Below are 25,955 nucleotides of genomic sequence, written 5' to 3' on the forward strand. Positions count from 1 at the left end.
GCGCTCAGTGAGCCGGCAACGGCTCCGGCCGGTGGATCTTGGCCGCAGCTTCAAGCACCAGCGGTTTGAGGCCTTCGCCACCCGCGTCGATGTGCTCGAAGAGCTGGCGGCGCATGCGCGGCTCCCAGAACTTGTTGATATGCGTCGCCACGCCTTGAGCCCTCTCGGCTTCCGGCTGCGTCAAGAAGAAGGTCGCGATCTGGTTGGCCATGTAGATCAGCTTGGCACGCGTCTTGTCATGCGACATCGGCAATATTTCCCGGAACGATGCGGTCGGCATGCGTGAATATCTCGAAATCCTCGCCGCGAACGAGCGCAATCAATGTCATGCCCGCCTCCTCGGCGGTGCGAATGGCCAGCGCCGTCGGTGCCGAAATTGCTATCAGCACGGGCGCGCCCAGGATCGCAGCCTTCTGGACCATTTCAACGGAGAGGCGGCTCGTCACGGCAACGGCGCCTTCTGCACCGCGATGTCCGGAGCGCATCACGGCGCCGCACAGCTTGTCGAGCGCGTTGTGGCGGCCGACATCCTCGCGCACGGCAACGATGCCCCTTCCCCGCACGTAGAAGCCGGCGCCGTGCACGGCCCGCGTTTCCATGTGCAAAGGCTGCAGCTCATTAAGCTGCGCGATCGCTTTGACGATATCCTGATGCGAAAGCTTCAACGCCGAACGCGAAACGTTCGGCACCTTGCGAACCGCTTGCTCGATCGACTCGATGCCGCAGAGACCACACCCGACCGGGCCTGCCATGCTGCGACGGCGGGCGCGCAATGCATCGACCACTTCATCGACCAGCACGACCTGGACATCGATGCCCTTCTCGTCCTCGACGAGTTCGATGGTCTCGATCTCTTCGAGCGTAGAGACGATGCCTTCCGTCAGGCTGAAGCCGACCGCGAAATCCTCGAGGTCGGCAGGCGTCCCCATCATGACGGCATGCGAACTGCCGCCATAGGAAAAGGCGATCGGCGTTTCTTCCGGCACGCTACGAAAACCGGGCTGGACGATGCCCTTTCGGCGCGCGGTTTCAGCGGCTCGAGCCGTGGTCTTGAAGTTCACTCCGCAGCCTCCAGCTTGCCGACGATACGGCGGGACTGACGCGATTGCTCCTCGTACTCGATCTGCCATTCGGAGGGGCCGTTCGAGGGCGAGACCTGCACCGCAGTCACCTTATACTCCGGGCAGTTCGTTGCCCAGTCGGAGAAGTCGGTCGTGATGACGTTCGCCTGCGTGTCGGGATGGTGGAAGGTCGTGTAGACGACGCCCGGCGCAACACGATCGGTCACCAGTGCGCGCAGGCTGGTCTCGCCGGACCGGCTGGCAAGCCGTATCCAATCGCCTTCACGAATGCCGCGCTGTTCGGCATCGTGCGGATGGATCTCCAGGCGATCCTCCTCGTGCCAGACGACATTGTCCGTTCGGCGGGTCTGCGCGCCGACATTGTACTGGCTGAGAATTCGGCCGGTCGTCAGCAGCAGCGGGAAGCGCGGGCCGGTGCGCTCGTCGGTAGCCACATATTCGGTGCGGATGAACTTGCCCTTGCCACGGACAAAGCCGTTGACATGCATGATCGGCGAACCCTCGGGGGCCTTCTCGTTGCAGGGCCACTGGACGGAACCGACCCTGTCGAGGTGCTCATAGGAGACCAGTGCAAAGCTCGGCGTGGTCGCTGCAATCTCGTCCATGATCTCGGACGGATGAGTGTAGTTCCAGTTGAGACCCATGGCCTGCGCCATCTTCTGGGTGACTTCCCAGTCAGCGTAGCCGTTGCGCGGGGTCATGACTTTGCGCACCCGGTTGATGCGGCGCTCGGCATTGGTGAACGTGCCGTCCTTTTCGAGGAAGGTGGAGCCCGGCAGGAAGACATGGGCGTAATTCGCGGTCTCGTTCAGGAAGAGATCGTGGACGACGACGCATTCCATCGCGGCAAGGCCGGCCGCGACATGCTTCGTGTCCGGATCGGACTGGAGGATGTCTTCGCCCTGGACGTAGAGCGCCTTGAAGGTGCCGTCGACGGCCGCATCCAGCATGTTCGGGATTCTGAGACCGGGCTCGTTGTTGAGCTTGACGCCCCAGAGCTTCTCGAAGACGTCGCGCGTGGCATCGTCCGAGATGTGCCTGTAGCCCGGCAGCTCGTGCGGGAACGAGCCCATGTCGCAGGAGCCCTGCACATTGTTCTGGCCGCGTAGCGGGTTAACGCCGACGCCCGGACGGCCGATATTGCCGGTCGCCATTGCAAGGTTCGCGATCGCCATGACGGTCGTCGAGCCCTGGCTGTGCTCGGTGACGCCGAGACCGTAATAGATCGCGCCGTTGCCGCCTGTCGCATAAAGCCTTGAGGCGCCGCGGATCAGTTCCGGCGCAACGCCCGTGAACTTTTCGACGGCCTCGGGGCTGTGCTGGGGTTCGGCAACGAAAGCTGCCCAGTCCTGGAATTCGGACCAGTCACAACGCTCGCGGATGAACGTCTCGTCGAAGAGGCCTTCGGTGACGATCACATGCGCCAATGCCGTCAGCACGGCAACGTTGGTGCCCGGCTGCAGCGGCAGATGATAGGAGGCTTCAACGTGTGGCGTCTTGACGAGATCGATGCGGCGCGGATCGATCACGATCAGCTTGGCACCCTGGCGCAGCCGCTTCTTCATGCGCGAACCAAAGACCGGGTGGCCATCCGTCGGGTTGGCACCGATCACGACGATGACATCACTCTTTTCGACGCTGTCGAAGTCCTGCGTGCCTGCCGACGTACCGAAGGCCTGGCCGAGGCCATAGCCGGTCGGGGAGTGGCAGACGCGGGCGCAAGTGTCGACGTTGTTGTTGCCGAAACCGGCACGCACCAGCTTCTGGACGAGGAAGGTCTCCTCGTTCGTGCAGCGCGAGGACGTGATGCCACCGACCGATTCACGGCCGTACTGGTACTGGATGCGACGGAACTCGGTCGCGATGTGAGAGAAGGCCTCTTCCCAAGTGACTTCGCGCCAGGGATCCGTGATCTTCTCGCGGATCATCGGGTTGAGAATGCGATCCTTGTGAGTGGAATAGCCATAGGCAAAGCGGCCCTTGACGCAGGAATGACCGCGATTGGCCTTGCCGTCCTTGTAGGGAACCATGCGCACCAGCTCTTCGCCGCGCATTTCCGCCTTGAAGGAACAGCCGACGCCGCAATAGGCGCAGGTCGTGACGACCGAATGTTCCGGCTGGCCGATCTGGATGACGGACTTTTCCGTGAGCGTCGCCGTCGGGCATGCCTGCACGCAGGCGCCGCAGGATACGCATTCGGAATCGAGGAAATGCTCGTGCATGCCGGGGGACACACGCGATCCAAAGCCGCGACCCTCGATGGTCAGCGCAAACGTGCCTTGCACTTCCTCGCAGGCGCGCACGCACCGCGAGCAGACGATGCACTTCGACGGATCATAGGTGAAGTAGGGGTTAGATTCGTCCTTCGGCATCCATTTCAGATTGATCTCGCCATTGTTGCGAGCCTTGACGTGGTTGTCGCCCTCATAGCCGTAGCGCACATCGCGAAGGCCGACCGCGCCTGCCATGTCCTGCAGTTCGCAATCGCCGTTAGCGGCGCAGGTCAGACAGTCGAGCGGATGGTCGGAGATGTAGAGCTCCATCACGCCGCGGCGGATATCCTTCAGCCGGCTGGTCTGCGTGTGGACGACGAGACCCGGCGCAACAGGCGTCGTGCAGGAGGAAGGCGTACCGTTGCGACCTTCGATCTCGACGAGACAAAGGCGGCACGAGCCAAAGGCATCGACCATGTCGGTCGCGCAAAGCTTCGGCACCTGGATCCCCGTCTCCATCGAGGCGCGCATGATGGATGTGCCTTCCGGCACGGAGATCTCGCGGCCGTCTATGGTGAGGGTCACCATCTTTTCCGACGTCGAGGCCGGCGTTCCAAAATCGATCTCAGATACGAGAGGCATGTTTTACTCCTCTGAAAACTCGTTTCCCGCCGCACCCATTTCGCTGCTCAATGCCTCCCCCCACTCGGGGAGAGGATTTGCGCTGGGGGCAAGAAACCGGATATGTTCAAATACTTGCATGATCCTACTCCGCTGCCTGCATGACCGGCGCCGGCGAAAAATCTTCCGGGAAATGCGTCATGGCGCTGACGACGGGATAGGGCGTGAAGCCGCCGAGGGCGCACAGCGAACCAAACTTCATGGTGTTGCAGAGATCGGCGAGCAGCGCCCGGTTCTTTTCGGGCTCGATCCCTTGCGCGATCTTGTCTGCCGTCTCGACGCCGCGGGTGGAGCCGATGCGGCAGGGCGTGCACTTGCCGCAGCTTTCGACGGCGCAGAACTCCATTGCAAAACGCGCCTGCTTCAGCATGTCGACCGTCTCGTCGAAAACGACGATGCCGGCATGCCCGATCAGCCCGTCCTTCGCCGCGAAGGCTTCGTAGTCGAAGGGCGTGTCGAACAGCGCGCGCGGGAAATAGGCGCCAAGCGGGCCGCCGACCTGCACTGCCTTGACCGGTCGGCCGGTCGCCGTGCCGCCGCCGATCGTGTCGACGATTTCACCAAGCGAGAGGCCGAAGGCGGTCTCGAACAGGCCGCCATGCTTGACGTTGCCGGCAATCTGCAGCGGGATCGTTCCGCGGGAACGACCCATGCCAAAATCACGATAGAAGGCAGAACCCTTTTCCATGATCACCGGCACGGAGGCGAGCGAGATCACGTTGTTGATGACGGTGGGACAGCCGAAAAGACCCTTGTGCGCCGGAAGCGGCGGCTTGGCGCGGACGATGCCGCGCTTGCCTTCGAGACTGTTGAGCAGCGCCGTTTCCTCGCCGCAGACATAGGCGCCGGCGCCGGTGCGCACTTCGATATCGAAGGGCTTACCGGAACCGAGAACGGATGCGCCCAGGATACCGGCCTTGCGCGCGACCTCGACGGCTTCCGTCATCACCTCGATCGCCTGCGGGTATTCCGAGCGAATGTAGATGAAGCCCTTGCTCGCGCCTGTGGCGATGCCGGCAATCGTCATGCCCTCGATGAGCACGAAGGGATCGCCTTCCATGATCATGCGGTCAGCGAATGTGCCGCTATCGCCCTCGTCGGCATTGCATACGATGTATTTGCGCGGACCGGCGGCATCGGCCACCGTCTTCCATTTGATGCCTGTCGGGAAACCGGCGCCGCCACGGCCGCGAAGGCCCGAGTCGGTGACTTCCTTGACGACGTCCGCAGGCGACATGGCGACTGCGCGCCGCAGGCCCTTGAGGCCGTCATGCGCCTCGTAGTCCGCAAGCGAAAGCGGATCGGTGATGCCGCAACGGGCGAATGTCAGGCGGGTCTGCTGCTTGAGGAACGGGAGGTTCTCGACCTCCCCGAGACAGAGTTCATGGGTCGCGCCGTTGAACATTCCGGCATCGAAGAGCGCCGGCACGTCCCGTGCCTTCACGGGTCCGTAACCGATGCGCTTGCCGTCGGCTTCCACTTCGACCAGCGGCTCAAGCCAGAACATTCCGCGCGAGCCGTTGCGCACCAGCTTTGCGTCGAGTCCGCGGGCAGCAATCTCTTGGGCGATTGCCTTTGCCACCTTCTCGGCTCCGAGCGCCAGCGCAGCGGCATCGCGCGGAACGAATATCTTCACGGTCATAGGCGCGCCTCCGCGACAAGTTCCGCTACCGCTTCGTCATCGACCCGACCGCGCAATTCACCATCCAGCATCGCTGCGGGGGCGCAGGCACAAAGGCCAAGACAGTAAACAGGTTCGAGGGTCACATCGCCGTCGAGCGTCGTCTGATGCCAATCGATCCCAAGCAGTTGCTTGGCACGTGAGGCAATCTCGTCCCCGCCCATCGACTGACAGGCTTCGGCACGACAGAGCTTCAGGACATGGCGACCAGCCGGATGTTCCCGGAAGTCGTGGTAAAAAGTCATGACGCCGTGGACTTCGGCGCGCGACAGGTTCAGCGCTTTGGCAATGACCGGCAGAACCTCTTGAGGCACGTAGCCGAATTCCGACTGCATCTCGTGCAGGATCGGCAGGAGCGGCCCTTCGAGCGACTTCATGCTTTCGATGATGGCTGTTGCGCGGGAGAGCGTATCGCCGGGGATATGAACATTCATGGGCAATCCTCCACCCTATGCTATGTGCGGCTGGAGGCGCGGTCTTGAAACATTCCCTCCTCGGAATGCTGCAATGGGCAAATGCCGCCACTTCCACTCGATTTGGGAAATTTCGCAGGGATACCGGCCCGGATCAATAATGCTCTTCCGTTGGACGATAGAAAATACCTATCAAACGTCTGCGTCTTCCGCGAGTATTCTTGCTTCATGCAACAAGGCGGAAACGAGCGGTGTAAAGGGCTCGCGATGGGTGGCGACGAGGCCGACGACATGGTGCGCTTCGGGCTCGACGATTGGTATCATGCGGATCTCCGCCGGAAAACCGAAGGATTTTGCGACGTTGCGCGGCATGATGCTCGCCCACCGGCCGGTGCGGACGTGCGAGAACAGCACGATCATCGAATTTGATTCGAGCGTCGGATGGGCGATCACGCCCGCTTCGTTGAGGTGGCGATTGATGATGCGCCGATTTTGCATGTCGGCTGTCAATAGACAAAGCCGAAGATCACCGACCTCACGCCACGTCACTTTGTCGCGATCCGAAAGCGGGCTGCCGGCAGCGGTGATGAGATGGTATTTCTCTGCGTAGAGAGGCACGCTGGTGACCCGCCCGAGCGGCTCGTTTTCCAGATAGGTGATACCCGCATCGATCTCGAGATTCTCGAGCATCCCCAGCACCTGCAGGGAGTTGCGCGACGCCACGGAGAAGGTCACGTCCGGATGCCGCTCCTGAAAGGGCGTCGTTATCAGCGGAACCATGGCAAGCGCCGTTGGAATGGCCGCAAGCCGGATATGGCCCGAAAGGCCCCTGCGAGCGGCGCGCATCTCCTCCCGCATCGTGCGCGCATCACCGACGATCCGCCGCGCCCATTCGAGCACACGCTGCCCCTCCGGCGTCAGCCCCTGGAAACGCGAGCCGCGCTGGACGAGCATGACGCCGAGTTGATCCTCGAGCTGGCGAATCGCGGCAGAAAGCGTCGGCTGCGATATTCCGCATTCTTCGGCGGCCCTGCCGAAGTGCTTCTCGTTGGCAAGCGCAATGAAAAATTCCAGCTTGTCGATCATTCCGCTTCCTGCGCGCACCTGTCACTTCGCGCGATCTTGGCGGGTTGTGACATGGCACGCAAGACCAGGGGCACAGACAGGGTCTGCGAGCACGGGCCTACACGACGAAGATCATCACATCTCGAATTCGCCGGGTTTACGCATCATGGAGAGAAGAGAGGAGACAAGCACAGTAATTTCGGGGCTTGCAATGCTATAGAAGACAAGCCGACCTGCGCGCCGTGCGGTGACGAGCCCTTCCATGCGAAGACGGGCGAGCTGCTGCGAGACCATTGCCTGCTGAACGCCGAGAAGAATCTCGATCTCCCCTACGGTCTTTTCGCCGTCCGCAAGAATACTGAGAATCAAAAGCCGAGATTGATGGGAAAGAACCTTCAGCAGGTCCGCCGCCTTGCGCGCCTCCCCGGCTAGATCATGTAATTCCTCGCCGGATGTTTCCGGTTTTAGTCTCGGTAATGGCATTCAACAGTCCCAAACGGGCAAATATATCAATTGTAATAATAGCATACCTGCCGACAGGAACCGGGCAAATCTGTCGAAACACCAAAAAAAGTCCAAGAAATTCAGCAGATGAGCTGGCCGCCATTGATCTCGACGGTCTGACCGGTGATGTAGCCGGAAAGAAGCGGCGAGGCGAGGAAGAGGTAGGCCGGAGCACAGTCCTCGGGCGTGCCGAGCCGCTGCAGCGGGATGGACTTGCGGGTCTGCTCCAGCTTCTCCCTGGAAGAATAACGCTCGTGAAAGTCAGTCGCGATCGTACCAGGAGAAACACAGTTGACGCGAATACCGTCCGGCGCAAGTTCACGCGCCAGCGCCTTGGAATAGGTGGCGACAAAGGCCTTCGATGCTGAATAGACGGCAGAGCCCGGGCTGCCGCCGGTCAATGCGGAAATCGAGATCGTGTTGACGATCGCCGCCTGGCCGGAAGCCTTCAGTTGGGGCAGCAGGGCGCGTGTGATTTCCACCACCGAGGTCTGGTTCAGCCGGACGACCGTTTCGTACTGTTCATCCGTGAGGTCACCAGCCGGAAAGCGCCCGACCATCGTCCCGGCATTGTTGACGAGGACGTCGACACGCTCGAAGAGGGCTGCTGCGGCCGCCGCAAACAGGCGCACACCGTCATGCGAGCTGAAATCGCCGGGAACCAGGAATGCTCGGCGCTCTTCCTCGGCAACAAGCAGAAAATCGGGGAGCTGGCGGTCGGAATCGCGGCCGGTGTGGACCAGCACATGACCGCCGCAATCAAGGAACTGTCGCGCCACCTCAAGGCCAATTCCCCTGCCCGCGCCCGTCACGACGACATTGCGATTCTCAAACAGCTTCGGGTGAAACACGAAGTCCTCCTCGGCGCAGGATGTCTCACGTCGTCAAGGGATTGCGCCCCTTTCCGTCTATCATCCTATCAAGAAAAACGAAAGGAGCTACCGGGCCGAGAGCACGTAGAAGATGCGCCGAAAGAAATCCACCACCCGAAAGAGATAGGTGCTGAATCGCCGCCAGGGGGCAAGTTTCGCGCGGCGATAGTCGACGCGAGTCCCGATCATGGTCGTCGTCCGTCCATTGACGAATTCGAGGACATTGCTTCGCGTCGAGAATATGGACGCCTGGATCGCCCAACCGCGTTCGAGCGCCACGTCCCATGGCAGCGACATTGTCTTGAGCGATGTGACGAGCCGTTCAGCCCCGGCACGAGTGACCAGATAGCAGGCGGCAGAACCCTGCGGACCGAAAAGACAGCGTCCGAGGATATCGCCGCTTGCCGACTTGGCGCGCGGCATGAAGCCGTTCCAGCGGTGGTTGACGAGCTTGATCACTTCGGCGCCCGGAGCAGCGTCCAGCGCTGCTTTCGCGCGGCCTAGAAGCTGCCGGTCCAGCAGCACGTCGTCTTCAATGATGATCGCCGCCTCGCGCGAACTCGCAAGAAACTGGTGGAGCGCTGCAAGATGGCTGCGATAGCAGCCGTATTCGCCGGGAAGGATGGTACGCCCGTGACGCTTGGTGAAGCTCTGATGGTCCACGTCCACCCACGCTTCACGCGGTATCAGTGAGCCGTCGACGCCGTTGACGCGCACAATTTCGATCTCGCTGGCACTCGCATACTTCACGATTTCATTGAGACGTTCGGCGGCTCGCTCGATGGTGATTACATAGACCGAAAGTTTTTGTTCGGACATCCTGTCTCTCTTGGGCACTCAATCCGAATTGCAGGCATATCCTGGAATCTGTGCAATTCTGTCATATAAGCGCGCCATACCATAGCAGATGCACGCTGCAAAGTGGGTCCCGCAAATGCGGCACAACCGGAGCGTAGTCTCTCTGCATCAAGGCTTTTTCCGGCGGCCTTCAAATCAAGCGTTTTTGCGCGCCCGCGGACCTGTTTATGACAGGAAAGCGGCAACAATCACAAATTGAAACGTCAAGCATCCCGAACTGCCTGCAGCATGTGGCATTTTCGCCGCCACCATACGCAGTGACTGTTTTTGTGTTTGCTTGCGAACGCGATCCCATTGCCTCGATGGGGCGATTGCTTTAGGCGAATGATAATTCTGCCCGTAGAAGGATGAGCGATGTCCCAGCGCGTTTCGGCCCAGGTCGTTGTGATCGCAAGCGTACTTTGGGAGATAGTAGCCTCCCCACTTCTGATCGAAACCGACGCCTACCGCTATGCGACCATCCTGTTGGCCGCAATTGCCTTGTTCTTCTATTATCGCAGCCCTGCGCCGCCCAAGACCGACTGGCTCGGTTGGCTCTGTCTTGGCTGGAGCGGCTATGCGCTGGCCCGCTTCCTTGTCATCTATCTCGCCTCTCCGGATCACCAGCGGGGAAGTTCGGAATGGTTGTATTTCTTTCCGGTGTTCTTCCCGATTCTCGGCGTGTCGCTCGGTCTGTGCTTCCGGCACCTGCGCACGATGGTCGCCGTCTTCTTTACTGTGGCGATGATCGCATTGGTTGCAACGGCACCCTATGCGGCGATCCTCTCGGGCACTCGCGGCATGCCGTTGATCATGCACAACAGCATCCATGGCGCGGTCGCCTGCGGCATGCTCCTCATCGGAGCGCTCTTCTGGCTTTTCCACAACTTGACGTCAGAAGATGCGTCGTCGTCGATTGCTCGGCTTTCAAAGGTCGTAGCGCCGCTCGTGATGGCAATGTCCCTCGTCTGCATCTACGGCGCTCAATCCAAGGGCGTGTGGCTTGCCCTGCTCCTGACATCGCCTGTTGTGGTTTTCTTCCTGATCGGCAAGTTGCAGAAGCAGTTTGCCGTTGCTGCTGCATTCGCCGTGATCATCGTCGCCGGTGGCATATATGCCACGCGCTCGCACCTCTATTCCGTGGCCGGTCCGACCGTTTCCGCCACCGCCGTGATCGCTGACGGTGTCCAGGAGGGCGGCAGCCTGGGACAACTAGTCGTGCGTGCGATTAATTCGCCGAATACACCGGAAGCCATGCGGGAGAGGCTGATGCTCTGGGCGAATGCCTGGGAAGTCTTCCAGACTGCACCGATCTTCGGATCGGGCAATGAATGGCTCACGAAGTGGCATCACACCGCGTATGCCAGCGTCCCCTTCACCCTGCTCCATAACGGATACCTTGAAATCCTCGTCCGCCACGGCCTGTTCGGCGTCCTGGTTTTCGCCGTCATGCTCGGCGCGTTCCTCACTGCCGTCTGGCGTGCAAGCAGGGCCGGTATCGTGGCGCCGACGGTATTCAGCGCCTATGCCACGCTGATCTTCTTCTTCGCGATGACGCTGCTCAGCAATTCCAACAACCGCCTGGCCATCGGCGAGGCGCTTGCGCTTTCTGCCTCCGCCTTCGGCTTTTACTGCCACATGAGGCTGAAGCAGCCGGAACGCCTTGAGATGACGGTGGGCTGAGCTTCACATCGGCGCGCCGCGTGACGGTTTCCCGTCAGGCGCGGCACAAAAAACCGCCCCGACGGAATCCGCGGGGCGGCAAGGGAGGTGGGAAACAGTGCCCGCCAAGTGAATGACACAACCCGAACCGTTGCAGCTCAGACAAGGGTAGCCTTCAGTCTTTCCTCATCGAGGACGACGCCGAGGCCGGGAGTAAGCCCCAGTTCCAGCCACCCTTTTTCGTGCCTGAGCGGCATAGCCATCGGGTAATCGCGGCGAGCCTCGCTCCATTCCGGATCGTCGTACGGATATTCGAGCCAAGGCGCGTCGCCAATACCAGCGGTCAGATGCGCATTCGCGAGCACGCCTATACCATTCGTCCACGAGTGCGGCGTAAATTGGACGCCGGCCTCACGTGCCTGATAGACGAGCCTGCGGCAACCCGTAATGCCGCCGACAAGCGCGACATCGGGCTGGATGACATCGAGCGCCCGCTCCTCGATGATGTCGCGGAATTCGTAAAGCTCGCGGGTCATCTCCCCGCCGGCAATACGCACGCTGGTCGCCTGCCGGAGTTCCTTCATGCCCTTGCGATCGGAGCGGTGGAGTGGCTCCTCCATCCAGTAGACGCCGAGCCGTTCGAGCTCCCGGGCTACCGCCAGCGCGTCCTTGAAGGTCCAGGAGAGCGTCGTGTCCCACGGCATGCGCCAGCCCTGATTGCAGTCGACCATGAGCTCGAGCTTCGAGCCGACGCGGGCGCGGATCGCCTCCAGCGCCCTGACATCGTCGCGCCAACTGTCCCGACCGCCCGCCGACGAAGAGAAGCGCACTTTCATCGCGGGAAAGCCCTGGTCGACGTAGCGCTCGGCCTGCTCGGCCATTGCCGCAGGCTCGCGCAATACGCCGGACGACGCATAGAGCCGGACACGACTGGAACGACCGCCGAGCTGGCGCCAGACGGGCTCGCCGGTGATCTTACCCGCGAGGTCCCACAGCGCCAGGTCCATCGGCCAGCACCTGCCGTAGTGAAAGTTGATATGTGACAGCACCTCGTAGTGTCGCTCGACGTGACGCGGATCCTCGCCGATGAAGAGCTCCTCGTGCCCTTCGAACCCCTTCATGAGGTCGCCGGAGCCGACACCCTCACGACCTTCGTCGTCACGCACTCGAACGATTGTCGCATCAAAATGCCGACGCGGCCGTCCGTCCCAGCTCGCCTTGAAGGGCGGGTCGAGTGGCAGGCGATGATGGGTGATCTGGATCGAGACGATCTTGCTCATGACGGCTTTCTCCCCGTGTCTCAGCCGAATTGCTGCCAGATGGTCTTGTAGTCGCAATATTTGTCGATCGCATGCACAGAGCGGTCGCGCCCGAAACCGGATTGCTTGAAGCCGCCAAAGGGCGTGGCAAAGCTCGACATGTCATAGGTGTTGATCCAGACCGTTCCGGCATGGATCTCTTCCGAGAATCGATGGGCCCGATTCATGTCCCGCGTAAAGACAGCCCCGGCAAGGCCGTAGATGGTGTCATTGGCGATCCTTAGCGCCTCATCTTCCGTATCGAAGGGAATGGCGGCCAGCACCGGCCCGAAGATTTCCTGCCGCGCAAGGCTCATATCGTTGGTCAGGTCGACGAAGACGCCCGGGGAGATGTAGTAGCCACCGGTCTCGCTCATCACGCGCTCGGCGCCGAAGGCGCGGCGGGCGCCTTCCTTCTCCCCGGCAGCAATCATGTCGAGCACCTTACGCATGTGCTCCTCCTCGATCAGCGCGCCGATCTGTGCTGAAGGCTCCAGCGGATGCTTGAGCGCAATGTCGTTTCTGGTGACATCCTCGATCTTCCGGATCAATTCGTCCTGCACCGAACGGTGGACGATGAGGCGCGTCGAGGCATGGCAGGTCTCACCGGAATTGTAGAAGCAGCCCCAAGCCGCCGCTGCCGCGGCGGCGTCGAGGTCGGCATCCTCGAAGACGACGAGCGGCGACTTGCCGCCGAGTTCCAGCGCCACGCGCTTGACGTTCGACTGTGCGGCGTATCCCATGATCAGCTTGCCGACCTCTGTCGAGCCGGTAAAGGCAATCATGTCGACGTCCATATGCAGCGCGAGCGGCGCACCCGCCTCTTCCCCGAGGCCGGTGACGACATTGAGCACGCCTGCGGGCAGGCCGGCTTCGAAAGCCAGTTGCGCCAGCCGGATCGCAGAAAGCGAGGACTGCTCCGCCGGCTTCAGCACGACTGAATTGCCTGCGGCGATCGCGGGGCCGAGCTTCCAGCCCTCGATGATCATCGGATAGTTCCACGGTGTAATCGCACCGATGACGCCGAGCGGTACCTTTCGGACCAGCGCGCGCGCATTCGGACCTGTTGGCGCGATCTCGTCATACATCTTGTCGATCATCTCGCCGTAATACTGGATGCCGTCCGCGCACAGGCGCACGTCGACATTGAGCGAGGCCAGGATCGGCTTCCCGACATCGAGCGTCTCCAGCATGGCCAGTTCCTCGCCATGCGAACGGATCAGCTCTGCCCATCTGAGCATGACCTTCTTCTTTTCGAGCGGTTCCTTCTTGCGCCAGACGCCGCTCTCGAAGGCCGCACGCGCGGCAGCAACCGCCGTGTCGATATCGGCCGCGTTGCCACGCGAGAGCACCGCCCCGGGCTTGCCGTCCATCGGGCGGATACGGGTGAAGGTGGCGCCGGACGTCGCTTGTCTCAGTGCCCCATCGATGAAATGCCGGCCTTCCGGCCGCAGCTCTGAAAGGACGTTTTCCCAATAGGCGCGGGTATATTCGGTGGCCATCTCAATTCCCCTTCGGCAGCGCCATGACGGCAGCCGCAAATCCATCTATGTCGGCCTCAGACAGCTCGCGGATCGTCGAGCGGCGCATGGGCTGGTTCTCGACCGCACGCATCTCCCTTGCGAGATCATCGGCCGTAAAGAGCGCAAAGCCCTTCGGGAGTTCCCTGCGAATGCCGCAGCGGTCCATGAGGCCGGAGACAAACGCTGGCAACTCCGCCGCGCGCGCCAAACCGCAGGCCTTCGCGGCGGCGTTCAGATCCGCCGTATCCGCCTCGACAAGCCAGGAGAGCGTTGCCTCAAAGCCGAGAGCGGTCGCCAGACCGTGATGAACAGGCGCCAGACCGGCCAGGGCGTGGCTGATGTTGTGGGCGATCGCAGTTCCGCAATTGTCGATCGCAATGCCGGCATAGCAGGAGCCAAGCAGCATCCGGCCACGCGCCTCCATGTTGCCCGACTCTCTCACGGCCGTTTCCAGCGCGCCGGAAATCAGCCGCAGCGCCTCATGCGCATAGAGCTGGGCGCCACCATGGGTATTGCGGTTCGTCGCAGCCTCGAAGGCGTGGATGAAGGCGTCGAGCCCGCACCAGGCGGTCAGATCGGCGGGCAGGCTCGTGGTCAGAGCCGGATCGAGGATGACGAGATCGGCCTTCGTCTCGGCGCCCCAGATCCAGAGCTTCCTGCCCTCAGGTCCCGAGAAGATGTTGGTCGCCGAGGTCTCGGAGCCGGTGCCGGCCGTCGTCGGGACCATGATCTTCCTCAACGGATTCCTTGGCAGGGGATTGGCGGCCAAGGCGTAATGCATCGGATCCTCGCCGGAGGCCGCGCAACAGGCCACGATCTTGGCGATATCAAGCGCCGAGCCGCCGCCGATACCGATGACGAGCTGTGCGCTCCGGGAGGCCGCGATTGCCGCGCGAAGATGATCGAGCTTTGGCTCGCCGCTGAAATCGGAGAAAATCCGTGCCTCGATCCCCACCTCGGCGAGCGAGTGACGCACGGTTTCGGCGAGGCCCGATCGCGCAAGAAAACTGTCGATTACGACCGCTGCCGTTGTGACGCCATCGAAACTCTGGGCTGCCTTGGCAAGGCCCGCAAAGCCACCCTGCCCAAACCGGATCTCGGGAATGAAGGAAGTTGAGAACTGCATGTGTCGCTCGTGAACTGGTTATCTCGCAATATTCATGCATCACAATTTCAACTATTCAAATCTCGGCAATTCTCAGTCAAATTGATGATTTCAAGTTATGGAGAGATCCTTGCTCGAACGCATTCCACTGGAAGCCTTCCGCGTCTTTGATGCCGCCTGTCGGCACATGAATTTCTCGCGAGCCGGGCGGGAACTGCACATTACGCAGGCGGCCGTCAGTCGCCGCATCAAGGGGCTGGAGGATCACCTGGGCGCTCAGCTCTTCACGCGCCGGGGACGCAATCTTGCGCTCACGCCCGATGGCGAACGCCTGTTCCAGCGAGTACGGGCCACTATCGAATATCTCGAGGAAAGTCTCGAGCCGTTTCGGGGCGGCGTGCCGCAGCCCATCTCCATTGCCGCCAGCGGCTCCGTGTCGCATCTCTGGCTCGGCAGGCGGCTCAAGGACTTCGGCAAGGCGAGCCCGAACATCTCCGTCCGCCTGCTGACGACCGACACACCCTCCGAGCTTGCTTCGGAGACGAATGATCTCGTGATCCTCTATTCGACCGGCGAGCATCCGCGCTGGAACCTGACGCTTCTCATGAAGGAAGTGCTCGTCCCCGTCGCGTCTCCCGCTTATGTCGCCCAGCGCGGTCTCGTCGCGGACACCGTCACGGTCACGGAAATCGCAGGGCTCGATCTCATCGACTACGAACGCGCCAATGCCCATTGGATCTCGTTCCGGCAATGGTTCGGTCGTATTCCGAGCCCGCCGAAGCAAAGGCTGCCGCATCCGCGACTGACCTTCTCGACCTACATCATGGCAGTGGAGGCCGCACTGGGCGCTGAGGGCGTTGCGCTCGGCAGCATCGGTCTCATCGAGGAACACCTGGCGTCCGGGGCGCTGGTTCGCCTCGGCGCCGCGGAAGTCGAGACCGGCTTCGGATACTACCTCGGAATGCCCCGTTTTCGGTCACTTTCACCGGAAGCGGCTCTACTGCACCAACACCTGCTCACAGCAGAATAACTCAGGATAACTATCATCCTTCTGGAGTATTGTGCGACATAATACTCCTCGTTTTGGCTATTACCATATTAACCAAATATTAACCGCGCGAATGACAAGCAGATTTCGGGCATGTATTTATCATGCGCCGACGACGTGATTGTGTGTTTTGTGGCCAACAGACGGTGCGAGTATGTCTGAACGAAAGAGTACAGTTGGAAAATATTCTTTCAAAGAGTCGTCGGAGTACCAAAAATACACAAGCGCAAACTCCAATATCGCGTCACCCGAGATTGTTTCCTTCGCTCTGCGGCAGGTTCGCGTGCAGCTGGGGATAAAGAGAACCTTCGATATCGCCGTCGCAACGATCGCGCTCGTCGTGCTCCTGCCGTTGCTCCTGGTTCTAGCTCTGCTGATCAAGCTCGATAGCGGTGGGCCCGTACTCTTCAGGCAGCTTCGCTGGGGTCTGAATGGAAAGCGGATCAAGGTATACAAGTTCAGGTCGATGCGGGCGGAGCTTGGCGACCCGAGCGGCGTGCGCCAGACGGTCAGGGGAGATCCTCGCGTCACGCGCCTCGGCGCCGTCCTTCGCCGCACAAATCTCGACGAACTGCCGCAGCTACTGAATGTCCTCAAGGGGGACATGTCGCTCGTCGGGCCCCGCTGCCACGCGATCAACATGCGCGCCGCCGGCAGGCTCTATGAGGAGCTCGTTCCCGATTACCACCGTCGTCACGCCATGCGACCCGGCATGACCGGCCTTGCGCAGATGCGCGGCTGGCGCGGGCCGACCGATCGCGCCGCCAAGGCGCGTGCCCGTATCGCCTGCGATATCTTCTACGTGCGAAATTTCAGCTTATGGCTGGATCTGAAGATCATCGCGGGAACGGTCGCCTCGGAGTTTCGTGGCGGCACCGGCTTCTGAGTGTTCGAAAGATGGACGGGTGCCCCAGCGCAAGACTCGCCCGGCCGCCTTGCCGAGCAAGGGAAGAGTTTCAGACACAAAAAAAGCGGCCCATGGCCGCTTCTTCTTGCCCGATCCGGAACCTCAGTCCTGAGTGACGACGCCCCGCAGATGCGACAATTCCATGATGAAATGTTCAAGTCGCGACTTGTGCTCGTGATGCTCGGTATCCTGGAGCTCCTTGCGCGCATCTTCGATGCGGCGGGTGAGCTCGTCCTTGTTGAGCTCTTCCACCGGAACAGCCGATTCGGCGAGCAAGGTGCAGCCCGTCGGGAGGATATCGGCAACACCGCCGAAAACCACATAGTCCTGCTTCGAGCCGGAAACGGAGCGAACGCTGACAACACCCGGACGGATCGTCGTTATGGTCGGCGCATGATTCGCCATGACCGTCATCTCGCCTTCGGTTGCCGGGATGACAACTTCGGTCACCATCTCCGACAGAAGCAGACGCTCCGGAGACACGAGTTCAAAATTGAAATTGTCAGCCATGACGTTTTACTTCTCGATTGTCTTTGAAACATGCGACGGCGCGCTTGGCAAACACCAGCGCGCCGTATCCGACTTCATCAAGCGGCCGCGGAGAGCTTCTTGGCCTTCTCGATGGCTTCTTCGATCGAGCCGACCATGTAGAAGGCTGCTTCCGGCAGGTGGTCGTATTCGCCGTCGACGAGACCCTTGAAGCCCTTGATGGTGTCCTCGAGCGCGACGAGCTTGCCGGGCGAGCCGGTGAAGACTTCAGCCACGAAGAACGGCTGCGACAGGAAGCGCTCGATCTTGCGGGCGCGAGCAACGGACAGCTTGTCCTCTTCCGAAAGCTCGTCCATGCCCAGGATCGCGATGATGTCCTGCAGGGCCTTGTAGCGCTGCAGCGTCGACTGAACCTTACGGGCGATCCCGTAGTGCTCCTCGCCGACGACCAGCGGGTCGAGCATGCGCGAGGTGGAGTCGAGCGGGTCGACAGCCGGGTAGATACCCTTTTCAGCGATCGAACGCGACAGAACCGTCGTTGCGTCCAGGTGGGCGAACGAGGTTGCCGGCGCCGGGTCGGTCAAGTCGTCGGCCGGAACGTAAATGGCCTGGACCGAGGTGATCGAACCGGTCGTCGTTGTCGTGATGCGCTCCTGCATCTGGCCCATGTCGGTCGCCAGCGTCGGCTGATAGCCAACGGCCGAAGGAATACGACCAAGCAGAGCCGACACTTCGGAACCTGCCTGCGTGAAGCGGAAGATGTTGTCGACGAAGAACAGAACGTCCTGGCCCTGGTCGCGGAAGTTTTCGGCAACCGTCAGACCGGTCAGAGCGACGCGAGCGCGAGCGCCCGGCGGTTCGTTCATCTGGCCGTAAACGAGGGCTGCCTTCGAGCCTTCGCCGCCACCGCGCTTGTTGACGCCGGATTCGATCATTTCATGGTACAGGTCGTTGCCTTCGCGGGTGCGTTCACCCACGCCTGCGAAGACCGAGTAACCACCGTGCGCCTTGGCGACGTTGTTGATCAGTTCCATGATCAGAACCGTCTTGCCGACGCCGGCGCCGCCGAAGAGGCCGATCTTGCCGCCCTTTGCGTAAGGAGCGAGAAGGTCGACGACCTTGATGCCGGTGACGAGGATCTGTGCTTCCGTGGACTGCTCGACATAGGCAGGCGCATCCTGGTGGATGGCGCGCTTGGAAGCCGTGACCAGCGGACCAGCTTCGTCAACCGGCTCGCCGATGACGTTCATGATGCGGCCGAGCGTCTCGGGACCGACCGGAACCGAGATCGGAGCGCCGGTATCCGTGACCTGCTGGCCGCGAACGAGGCCTTCCGTGGAGTCCATCGCGATCGTGCGCACGGCATTCTCGCCGAGGTGCTGGGCAACTTCGAGGACGAGCCGGTTGCCATGGTTATCGGTTTCGAGCGCGTTCAGAATCGCCGGCAGTTCGCCTTCGAAAGCAACGTCGACGACGGCGCCGATAACCTGTGTGACCTTGCCCACGGAGCCCGTGGCGGTCGTCTTAGCGGCGGTCTTCGCTGCCGCCTTCGGGGTAGCTGCCCTAGCCATTTTCATACCCTCTTTCTCTTACCTCAGAGCGCCTCGGCGCCCGAAATGATTTCAATGAGTTCCTTGGTGATCTGGGCCTGACGCTGGCGGTTGTAGCTGAGCGTCAGCTTGTTGATCATCTCACCGGCGTTGCGCGTGGCATTGTCCATCGCGCTCATCTTGGCACCCATCTCGCCTGCGACATTCTCGAGAAGCGCACGGAAGATCTGCACGGAGATATTGCGCGGGATCAGGTCTTCCAGGATCGACGCCGGGTCCGGCTCATACTCGTAGACCGCGCCAGCATGCTCCTCGTCTTCCACCACCCCTTCGGCCGCCGAAGCGGGCACGAGCTGCAGCGCGGTCGGGACCTGGCTGATCACAGACTTGAACTCGGAATAGAAGAGCGTGCAGACGTCGAATTCGCCCGCCTCGAACATCTCGATGATGCGGCGGCCGATCGCATCGGCATTCTCGAAGCCGATCTTCTTGACCTCGCGCAGTTCCTTCCGCTCGACGATCAGCGAGGCAAATTCGCGGCGAAGGATGTCATGACCCTTCTTGCCGACCGTGAAGATCTTGACCGTCTTGCCTTCGCCGAGCAGCTTGCGGACGTGATCGCGCGCGAAACGGGCGATCTGCGAGTTGAAACCGCCGCAAAGGCCGCGCTCGGCGGTGCAGACGACGAGCAGGTGCACGTCGTCCTTGCCGTTGCCGGTCATCAGCGCCGGAGCGCCGTCAGCTTCGGTCGTTGCATGGACGATGTTCGCCAGGACGGCGCCCATGCGCTGCGAATACGGGCGTGCCGCTTCGGCCGCCTCCTGCGCACGCCGAAGCTTCGCCGCGGCGACCATCTTCATCGCCTTGGTGATCTTCTGCGTCGCCTTGACGGAGGCGATCCGGTTTTTCAGGTCTTTGAGTGAAGGCATCCTTGTCCGTCCTCGTTAGACCCGATCAGGCGAAAGACTTGGCGAAGGTATCCAGAGCAGCGGTGAGCTTGCTCTTTGTAGCGTCGCTGATGGTCTTTTCGGTCCGGATCGAATCCAGGATGTCCTTGCCTTCCGAGTGCAGGTAGGAAAGCAGAGCCTGCTCGAACTTGCCGACCTGGCTGACAGGAAGCTTGTCGAGGTAGCCGTTGACGCCGGAGAAGATCACGGCGACCTGCTCTTCCGTCTTCAGCGGCGAGAACTGCGGCTGCTTCAGGAGTTCGGTCAGGCGCGCACCGCGGTTAAGCAGGCGCTGGGTCGCGGCATCGAGGTCCGAGCCGAACTGTGCGAACGCCGCCATCTCGCGATACTGGGCGAGCTCGCCCTTGATCGAGCCGGCAACCTGCTTCATCGCCTTGATCTGTGCGGCGGAACCGACGCGGGAAACCGAAAGACCGACGTTAACGGCCGGGCGGATACCCTGGTAGAACAGGTCCGTTTCGAGGAAGATCTGGCCGTCGGTGATCGAGATCACGTTGGTCGGAATGAAGGCCGAAACGTCGTTGCCCTGGGTTTCGATGACCGGCAGAGCCGTAAGCGAGCCGGCACCCTGGTCGTCGTTCATCTTTGCAGCGCGCTCGAGCAGGCGCGAATGCAGGTAGAAGACGTCGCCCGGATAAGCTTCGCGGCCCGGCGGGCGGCGCAGCAGCAGCGACATCTGGCGGTAGGCAACGGCCTGCTTGGAGAGGTCGTCATAGCCGATGAGGGCGTGCATGCCGTTGTCACGGAAATATTCGCCCATGGTGCAGCCGGCAAACGGTGCCAGGTACTGCATCGGCGCCGGATCGGAAGCGGTCGCAGCGATGATGATCGAGTACTTCAGAGCGCCGCGCTCTTCGAGGACCTTGACGAACTGAGCGACGGTCGAACGCTTCTGGCCGATAGCGACGTAGACGCAGTAGAGCTTCTCGGCGTCGGGGCCGTTGTCGTGGATCGGCTTCTGGTTCAGGAAGGTGTCGAGGATGATGGCGGTCTTGCCCGTCTGGCGGTCGCCGATGACGAGCTCACGCTGGCCGCGGCCAACCGGGATGAGCGCATCGATCGCCTTGAGGCCGGTCGACATCGGCTCGTGAACCGACTTGCGCGGAATGATGCCCGGAGCCTTGATGTCGACGCGCGAACGGCGCGTCGCGTTGATCGGGCCCTTGCCGTCGATCGGGTTGCCAAGCGCGTCAACCACGCGGCCGAGCAGTTCCGGACCGACCGGAACGTCGACGATCGCGCCGGTGCGCTTGACCGTGTCGCCTTCCTTGATGTCGCGGTCGGAGCCGAAGACAACGACGCCGACATTGTCGGATTCGAGGTTCAGGGCCATGCCGCGCACGCCGCCGGGGAATTCGACCATTTCGCCGGCCTGGACATTGTCCAGACCGTAGACGCGGGCGATACCGTCACCGACGGAGAGAACCTGGCCGACTTCCGAGACCTCTGCCTCTTTGCCGAAATTTTTGATCTGGTCCTTGAGAATTGCGGAAATTTCCGCGGCGCGGATATCCATCAGCCGACCTCTTTCAATGCAAGCTTAAGGGTAGAGAGTTTGGTGCGAAGAGACGTGTCAATCTGGCGGGAACCGACCTTGACGATCAGGCCGCCGAGAATTGACGGGTCGACCGTGACGACAACCGCCACGTCCTTGCCCGTGACGCTCTTCAGCGCCGCCCTCAGTTCATTTTCCTGCGCCGGCGTCAGCGCATGAGCCGAGGTCACCTCGGCGGAGATTTCACCGCGTTGCCGCGCAGCGATCCGGCGGAACGACTTCATCATGCCGGGCAGCGCGAAAAGGCGGCGATTACCGGCAACGACCTTGAGGAAGCTGGCAAAGAGAGCTCCGAAGCCAGCCTTCTCGCCAATCACTGCGATGGCCTTCAGCTGTTCTTCGGCGGAAAATACGGGGCTGGCGACAAAGCGCTTAAGATCGTCGCTTTCATCCAGCATCGCCTGGAACCGATCGAGATCGGCGGTCACGGCTTCAACCGCGCCCTGCTCCGATGCCAGCTCGAAAAGCGATGAAGCGTATCTTTCGGCAACGCCAGAAATTAGCTGGGATGTGTCTGCCACGGGCACAATTTTCCCTGATTAGGACTCAAGAATTAGGGTTCCGGCGAGCGGTTACCCTACCCCCTTGAATTCGTTCTGATTTCCCCCAGAAATCGCAGGAGAGGGCTCCCGCTGCTTCCGAATTCGGGGTCCGTCTAACATAGGATGTTGAGACTCGCAACACGCGTATTCACCGAATAAGCCTTTCCCGTGAATTTCTGATGGCAAAATCGCAGAAACGCGGGGAGCGCCCCAATTCGATGGAGCGGGACGTCTTACCAATCGTCAGACAAAGCCGAATACATAGAGCAGCGGCAATGCAGCCAAGGCCGTCTGCACAACCAGAAGTATATAGTTCAGGATCGTGCTCCCCCTGTCCGACATTATCGATATGATGCGGGCGAAGGCAGCCATGGCGAAGGACGCACCGAAGGCGAGATAGACCATGGGTTGGGCAAGCAGGACCGCCGAAAGGCCGAACCCCAGATAGAAGCCGCCCATCGTCGAGCGCGCCGCCGCATAGGCGTCGGGCCTGCCTTCACGCGCCAGCAGCCCGAAGGCGCGGAATGCGGAACCGGGCGCGAACATGATCACCAGCCCCATGAGCGCGGTGAAGGCGGCTGCGCCGAAGGCGAGCTGCTCCCCGAATTCCGTCGGAAAATAGAATTCCATCGATCGTCCCCAAATCACCCGAAGCAGTGAGCCGACTTATGGCATGAAGAGGCGGAAAAGGGGAAGATAAAGCGAGGTCTATCCGGCAGAGTTCAGAGGAAACTTTGCGGATCGATGTCGAGCTGGACATGGACGGAGCCGCGCTCCTTCGGACCCTGCGCCAGCATCGTGCGCAGAAAGCCCTGCATGTCGGAATTGCGGCGTCCATGGACGAGGAGGCGGAAGCGGTGCCTGCCGCGAATCAGCGCCAGCGGCGCTTCGGCCGGTCCCAGCACCGAGATGCCCTGCACCTTCGGAGCGGCGTTGCGAATGCCGCGGGCATGACCTTCCGCGTCCTGGCGCGTGTCGGCCGAAACGATGATCGAGGCCAGCCTGCCGAACGGCGGCAGCACCGCCCGCTCCCGCTCGGCAATTTCGCGATCATAGAAGGCCGACGAATCGCCGGAGACGATCGCCTGCATGACAGGATGCTGCGGCTGGTAGGTCTGGAGCAGGCCATGGCTCTTGAGGCCAGTGCGCCCCGCACGTCCCGTCACCTGCGACAGGAGCTGGAAGGTTCGCTCGGCGGCACGCGGATCACCATTCGCAAGCCCGAGGTCCGCATCGACGATACCGACGAGCGTCATAAGGGGAAAGTTATGCCCCTTGGCGACCAGCTGCGTACCGATGACGATGTCCGCCTCGCCCTTGGCAATCGCCTCGAGTTCCAGCCGCAGTCGTTTCACTCCGCCCATGAGATCGGACGAAAGCAGGATCGTGCGCGCATCGGGAAAGTGCCGCTCCACCTCCTCGGCGATGCGTTCCACGCCGGGGCCGCAGGCGACCAGATGATCGAGCGTCCCGCATTCGGGGCAGGCTTCCGGCGTAGTCTCCGCATAGCCGCACTGGTGGCATTGGATCTGGCCGCGAAAGCGGTGCTCGACAAGCCAGCTCGAGCACTGTGGACATTGAAAGCGGTGACCGCAGACACGGCAGAGCGTCAACGGGGCATAGCCGCGCCGGTTGAGGAAGAGCAGCGACTGTTCGCCGCGCTCGATCGTCTTGCCGATCGCGCGCAGCAGCACCGGCGAGAGAAAGCCGCCCCTGTCCGGCGCATGCCGGCGCATGTCGATCAGGTGCAGATCGGGAAGTGCAGCGTCGCCAAAGCGGGTCGGCAGGTGCACGGTGCCATAGCGGCCACTCTGGCCGTTGACCTGGCTCTCGACCGAGGGGGTCGCCGAGACGAGAATAACGGGAAAATCCGCGATCCTGGCACGTACCACCGCCATGTCACGGGCATTGTAGTAAACCCTGTCTTCCTGCTTGTAGGCGGGATCATGCTCTTCGTCGACGATGATGAGACCGAGATCCTCGAAAGGCAGGAAGAGCGCCGAGCGGGCGCCGGCAACAACACGCACCTCACCCGTCACCGCCTGCCGCCACACCTTTTCCCGCATGCGGGGTGCGAGTTCGGAGTGCCATTCCGCGGGCTTCGCGCCAAAGCGATCCTGGAACCGTTCGAGGAAGCTTGCCGTAAGAGCGATCTCGGGCAAGAGGATAAGCACCTGCCTGCCCTGCTTCAGGGTTTCGGCGATGGCCTCGAAATAGACCTCCGTCTTGCCCGATCCGGTGACGCCGTCGATCAAGGAAACCGAAAATTCCTTGCGGCGGACGTTTTCCAGCAGGTCCTGCGCCGCCTGGCGTTGCGGCCCCTCCAGCCGCGGCACGGCAAAATCCGGATCCGGCTGCGCCACAACGGGCGGCGGCGGCAGGAACACCGTCTCGAAGATGCCTTGTGCGATCAGCCCGTCGACGACGCTGGGCGAGACGCCGGCGGCATGCGCAAGGCCGCTGCGCGTCCAGGAAAGCCCGTCGGAGGCCGTGTCCAGCACCCGCGCACGGGCAGGCGTCATCCGCTCCGGCTCTCCGCCCACGAAGCGCAGGCCCTCGACCATCGGTTCCGGCTCGAAGGCGTTCGGCGCCCTCAGCGCCATGCGCGCGACAAGCCCGGGCGGCGAAAGTGTGTAGCCGGCCACCCAGTCGATGAAATCGCGCATCTCCTTGTTGAGCGGCGGGCAATCGAAGGCATGTGTGATCGGGCGAAGCTTCTTCGGATCTACGCCGCCGCCGTCACCGCCGTCCCAGACGACGCCGATCACCTGGCGCGGCCCGAGCGGCACCTGGACGACCGAGCCTGCCTCGACCGCCATGCCTTCCGGCACGGAATAGGAATAGGGCGTGGCCGCCGGCATCGGCACGAGAACCGGCACGGTACGGACCACGGGCGGGGCTTCGAAAAGCGCGCCAAAGAGATCGGACGAATCTGTGCTCATTGCGCGAGACCATGCCCGCAAATCGCAGGAATTGGAACTACTGGGATATCTCTCTACACGGCCGGCTCAGCCACGGAGAGTGCCTCCGATGTATTGGATACGGCGCCGACCGGCACGAACCGGGCGTTGCCGTCGGCGGCGATGTCGAAGACTGTGTGCTTCTCCAGTGCCTTGGTCACCTCGTTCAGATCGCCATCGAGATGCTCGACCGGAATGAGGTCGCCGACGACGAAATCGAAACGGTCGCCGCGCTTGTTCAGGAGTTCATGGAACACCGTCATGTCACGCAGTTCCGTCGACCATTTTGCAAACCAGTAAAAGAGGCCGGAATTGCGCGCGGACATGTGGATCGGCAGGATCGGCAGGTTGTACTTGCGCGCAAGCCCGACGGCCGATGTTTTCCATGGTCGCTCGTTGAGCCTGCCGTTCGCCCAGTAGGCGATGCGTCCGGAAGGAAAGAGCACGGTTGCCTTGCCTTCCCTCACCGCGCAGTTCGTGAGCTTCAGGGTCTCCCGCGCCTTGAGCTTGCTCTTGTGCTCCTCGCGCCACTCGACCGGAATGATCATCTCCGCAAAGCGGGGATTGACGCGCACGGCATCCCGGTTGGCAAAGAACATCATGTCTGGCCGCCGAGACTTCAGGAGATCGAACACGGCGACACCATCGGCGATACCCGTCGGGTGGTTGCTGACGAGGATAAAACCGCCCGACGACGGAATGCGCTCGCCGTTGACCACGTCAATCTGGAGCTTCAATTCATTGCTGAGATATTCGAAGGACTGGAAGCCCGGTATGTTCGCCACCGAATTGGCGAATTCCAGAGCCTTGTTGTAGCGCAGCAGCGTGTAGAGGAAAGGCCGCATCACCGGCCAGAGTGGATGACATACGATCCGCTGGCCGCGCTCGGCAATCAACGTATCGACGATATGACCCGGCTTCCCATGGGAGACAAGAGCGATCGCTTCCGCAAGCTGACCGAAAGCTGTCATGGAATCGCGTCGTGCCATGAAACATCCTG

The 25,955-nt window shown here is 61.6% G+C and carries 22 protein-coding genes and 1 pseudogene; 3 read left to right on the forward strand and 20 right to left on the reverse strand.

Annotation, left to right across the window (positions count from 1 at the left end; genetic code table 11):
- Positions 1-4 precede the first annotated feature (4 nt).
- The 9 genes from EV286_RS10780 to EV286_RS10820 form a co-directional block, all read right to left on the reverse strand.
- On the reverse strand, positions 5-247 hold the full coding sequence (locus EV286_RS10780; RefSeq protein WP_132957040.1) for a formate dehydrogenase subunit delta: 243 nt from the start codon (positions 245-247) through the stop codon (positions 5-7).
- On the reverse strand, positions 237-1,061 hold the full coding sequence (gene fdhD, locus EV286_RS10785; RefSeq protein ID WP_132957041.1) for a formate dehydrogenase accessory sulfurtransferase FdhD: 825 nt from the start codon (positions 1,059-1,061) through the stop codon (positions 237-239). The genes EV286_RS10780 and fdhD overlap by 11 nt, the downstream gene beginning before the upstream one ends.
- Positions 1,058-3,937, reverse strand: coding sequence for a formate dehydrogenase subunit alpha (gene fdhF / locus EV286_RS10790; protein WP_132957042.1), 2,880 nt, complete (start codon positions 3,935-3,937; stop codon positions 1,058-1,060). Before fdhF ends, fdhD begins: the two co-directional genes overlap by 4 nt.
- A 124-nt stretch (positions 3,938-4,061) precedes the next feature.
- Positions 4,062-5,618: an NADH-quinone oxidoreductase subunit NuoF gene (locus EV286_RS10795; protein ID WP_132957043.1), complete on the reverse strand. Its 1,557-nt coding sequence runs from the start codon at positions 5,616-5,618 to the stop codon at positions 4,062-4,064.
- Entirely contained in the window at positions 5,615-6,091 is a 477-nt protein-coding gene (locus tag EV286_RS10800; protein ID WP_132957044.1) for a formate dehydrogenase subunit gamma, read from the reverse strand. The genes EV286_RS10795 and EV286_RS10800 overlap by 4 nt, the downstream gene beginning before the upstream one ends.
- A gap of 171 nt (positions 6,092-6,262) precedes the next feature.
- Positions 6,263-7,156 carry a LysR family transcriptional regulator gene (locus EV286_RS10805; protein ID WP_132957045.1) on the reverse strand — a complete coding sequence of 298 codons (894 nt, stop codon included), beginning with the start codon at positions 7,154-7,156 and terminating at the stop codon, positions 6,263-6,265.
- Between the two features lie 114 nt (positions 7,157-7,270).
- Positions 7,271-7,618, reverse strand: coding sequence for a metalloregulator ArsR/SmtB family transcription factor (locus EV286_RS10810; RefSeq protein ID WP_132957046.1), 348 nt, complete (start codon positions 7,616-7,618; stop codon positions 7,271-7,273).
- Positions 7,619-7,719: 101 nt separating this feature from the next.
- Complete coding sequence (locus EV286_RS10815) at positions 7,720-8,490, reverse strand: SDR family oxidoreductase (RefSeq protein ID WP_132957047.1); 771 nt, start codon at positions 8,488-8,490, stop codon at positions 7,720-7,722.
- Between the two features lie 87 nt (positions 8,491-8,577).
- Complete coding sequence (locus tag EV286_RS10820) at positions 8,578-9,330, reverse strand: glycosyltransferase family 25 protein (RefSeq protein WP_132957048.1); 753 nt, start codon at positions 9,328-9,330, stop codon at positions 8,578-8,580.
- 393 nt (positions 9,331-9,723) lie between these two features.
- Here EV286_RS10820 and EV286_RS10825 point away from each other — a divergent pair, with 393 nt between their 5' ends.
- Complete coding sequence (locus EV286_RS10825; protein WP_132957049.1) at positions 9,724-11,031, forward strand: O-antigen ligase family protein; 1,308 nt, start codon at positions 9,724-9,726, stop codon at positions 11,029-11,031.
- Positions 11,032-11,168: 137 nt separating this feature from the next.
- Here the strand turns inward: EV286_RS10825 and EV286_RS10830 are convergent, their stop codons facing one another.
- The 3 genes from EV286_RS10830 to EV286_RS10840 are packed head-to-tail and all read right to left on the reverse strand — an operon-like array spanning position 11,169 to position 14,957.
- Positions 11,169-12,290 (reverse strand): mandelate racemase/muconate lactonizing enzyme family protein, encoded by a 1,122-nt coding sequence (locus EV286_RS10830; protein ID WP_132957050.1) that lies wholly within the window; start codon positions 12,288-12,290, stop codon positions 11,169-11,171.
- 20 nt (positions 12,291-12,310) lie between these two features.
- A complete protein-coding gene (locus EV286_RS10835) occupies positions 12,311-13,810 on the reverse strand; it encodes an aldehyde dehydrogenase (RefSeq protein WP_132957051.1) in 1,500 nt (499 codons plus the stop codon).
- Between the two features lies 1 nt (position 13,811).
- On the reverse strand, positions 13,812-14,957 hold the full coding sequence (locus EV286_RS10840; RefSeq protein WP_132957052.1) for an iron-containing alcohol dehydrogenase: 1,146 nt from the start codon (positions 14,955-14,957) through the stop codon (positions 13,812-13,814).
- A 109-nt stretch (positions 14,958-15,066) separates the two neighbouring features.
- Between EV286_RS10840 and EV286_RS10845 the strand changes: the two genes are divergently transcribed.
- Both EV286_RS10845 and EV286_RS10850 read left to right on the forward strand, forming a co-directional pair.
- Positions 15,067-15,966, forward strand: a complete 900-nt coding sequence (locus EV286_RS10845; protein ID WP_132957053.1) for a LysR substrate-binding domain-containing protein — start codon at positions 15,067-15,069, stop codon at positions 15,964-15,966.
- A 295-nt stretch (positions 15,967-16,261) separates the two neighbouring features.
- A pseudogene (locus tag EV286_RS10850) lies at positions 16,262-16,870 on the forward strand (sugar transferase); the annotation flags it as partial.
- A 123-nt stretch (positions 16,871-16,993) separates the two neighbouring features.
- On the opposite strand, the gene EV286_RS10855 reads toward EV286_RS10850, so the two are convergent.
- The 8 genes from EV286_RS10855 to EV286_RS10890 all read right to left on the reverse strand — a co-directional run bounded on the left by EV286_RS10855 (position 16,994) and on the right by EV286_RS10890 (position 25,944).
- Positions 16,994-17,401 carry a F0F1 ATP synthase subunit epsilon gene (locus tag EV286_RS10855; RefSeq protein ID WP_132957055.1) on the reverse strand — a complete coding sequence of 136 codons (408 nt, stop codon included), beginning with the start codon at positions 17,399-17,401 and terminating at the stop codon, positions 16,994-16,996.
- A gap of 77 nt (positions 17,402-17,478) precedes the next feature.
- Positions 17,479-18,951 (reverse strand): F0F1 ATP synthase subunit beta, encoded by a 1,473-nt coding sequence (gene atpD, locus EV286_RS10860; protein WP_132957056.1) that lies wholly within the window; start codon positions 18,949-18,951, stop codon positions 17,479-17,481.
- A 23-nt stretch (positions 18,952-18,974) separates the two neighbouring features.
- Complete coding sequence (locus EV286_RS10865; protein WP_132957057.1) at positions 18,975-19,859, reverse strand: F0F1 ATP synthase subunit gamma; 885 nt, start codon at positions 19,857-19,859, stop codon at positions 18,975-18,977.
- Between the two features lie 25 nt (positions 19,860-19,884).
- Positions 19,885-21,414 carry a F0F1 ATP synthase subunit alpha gene (atpA, locus tag EV286_RS10870; protein WP_132957058.1) on the reverse strand — a complete coding sequence of 510 codons (1,530 nt, stop codon included), beginning with the start codon at positions 21,412-21,414 and terminating at the stop codon, positions 19,885-19,887.
- On the reverse strand, positions 21,414-21,980 hold the full coding sequence (locus tag EV286_RS10875) for a F0F1 ATP synthase subunit delta (RefSeq protein ID WP_132957059.1): 567 nt from the start codon (positions 21,978-21,980) through the stop codon (positions 21,414-21,416). The genes atpA and EV286_RS10875 overlap by 1 nt, the downstream gene beginning before the upstream one ends.
- Positions 21,981-22,238: 258 nt before the next feature.
- Positions 22,239-22,625 carry a DUF4345 domain-containing protein gene (locus tag EV286_RS10880; RefSeq protein WP_132957060.1) on the reverse strand — a complete coding sequence of 129 codons (387 nt, stop codon included), beginning with the start codon at positions 22,623-22,625 and terminating at the stop codon, positions 22,239-22,241.
- Positions 22,626-22,717: 92 nt separating this feature from the next.
- Positions 22,718-24,937, reverse strand: a complete 2,220-nt coding sequence (locus tag EV286_RS10885; RefSeq protein WP_132957061.1) for a primosomal protein N' — start codon at positions 24,935-24,937, stop codon at positions 22,718-22,720.
- A gap of 53 nt (positions 24,938-24,990) precedes the next feature.
- Complete coding sequence (locus EV286_RS10890; RefSeq protein ID WP_132957062.1) at positions 24,991-25,944, reverse strand: 1-acyl-sn-glycerol-3-phosphate acyltransferase; 954 nt, start codon at positions 25,942-25,944, stop codon at positions 24,991-24,993.
- Positions 25,945-25,955: the final 11 nt, after the last annotated feature.

It is taken from the genome of Rhizobium sp. BK251, from assembly GCF_004345245.1.
Taxonomy (GTDB): Bacteria; Pseudomonadota; Alphaproteobacteria; order Rhizobiales; family Rhizobiaceae; genus Rhizobium.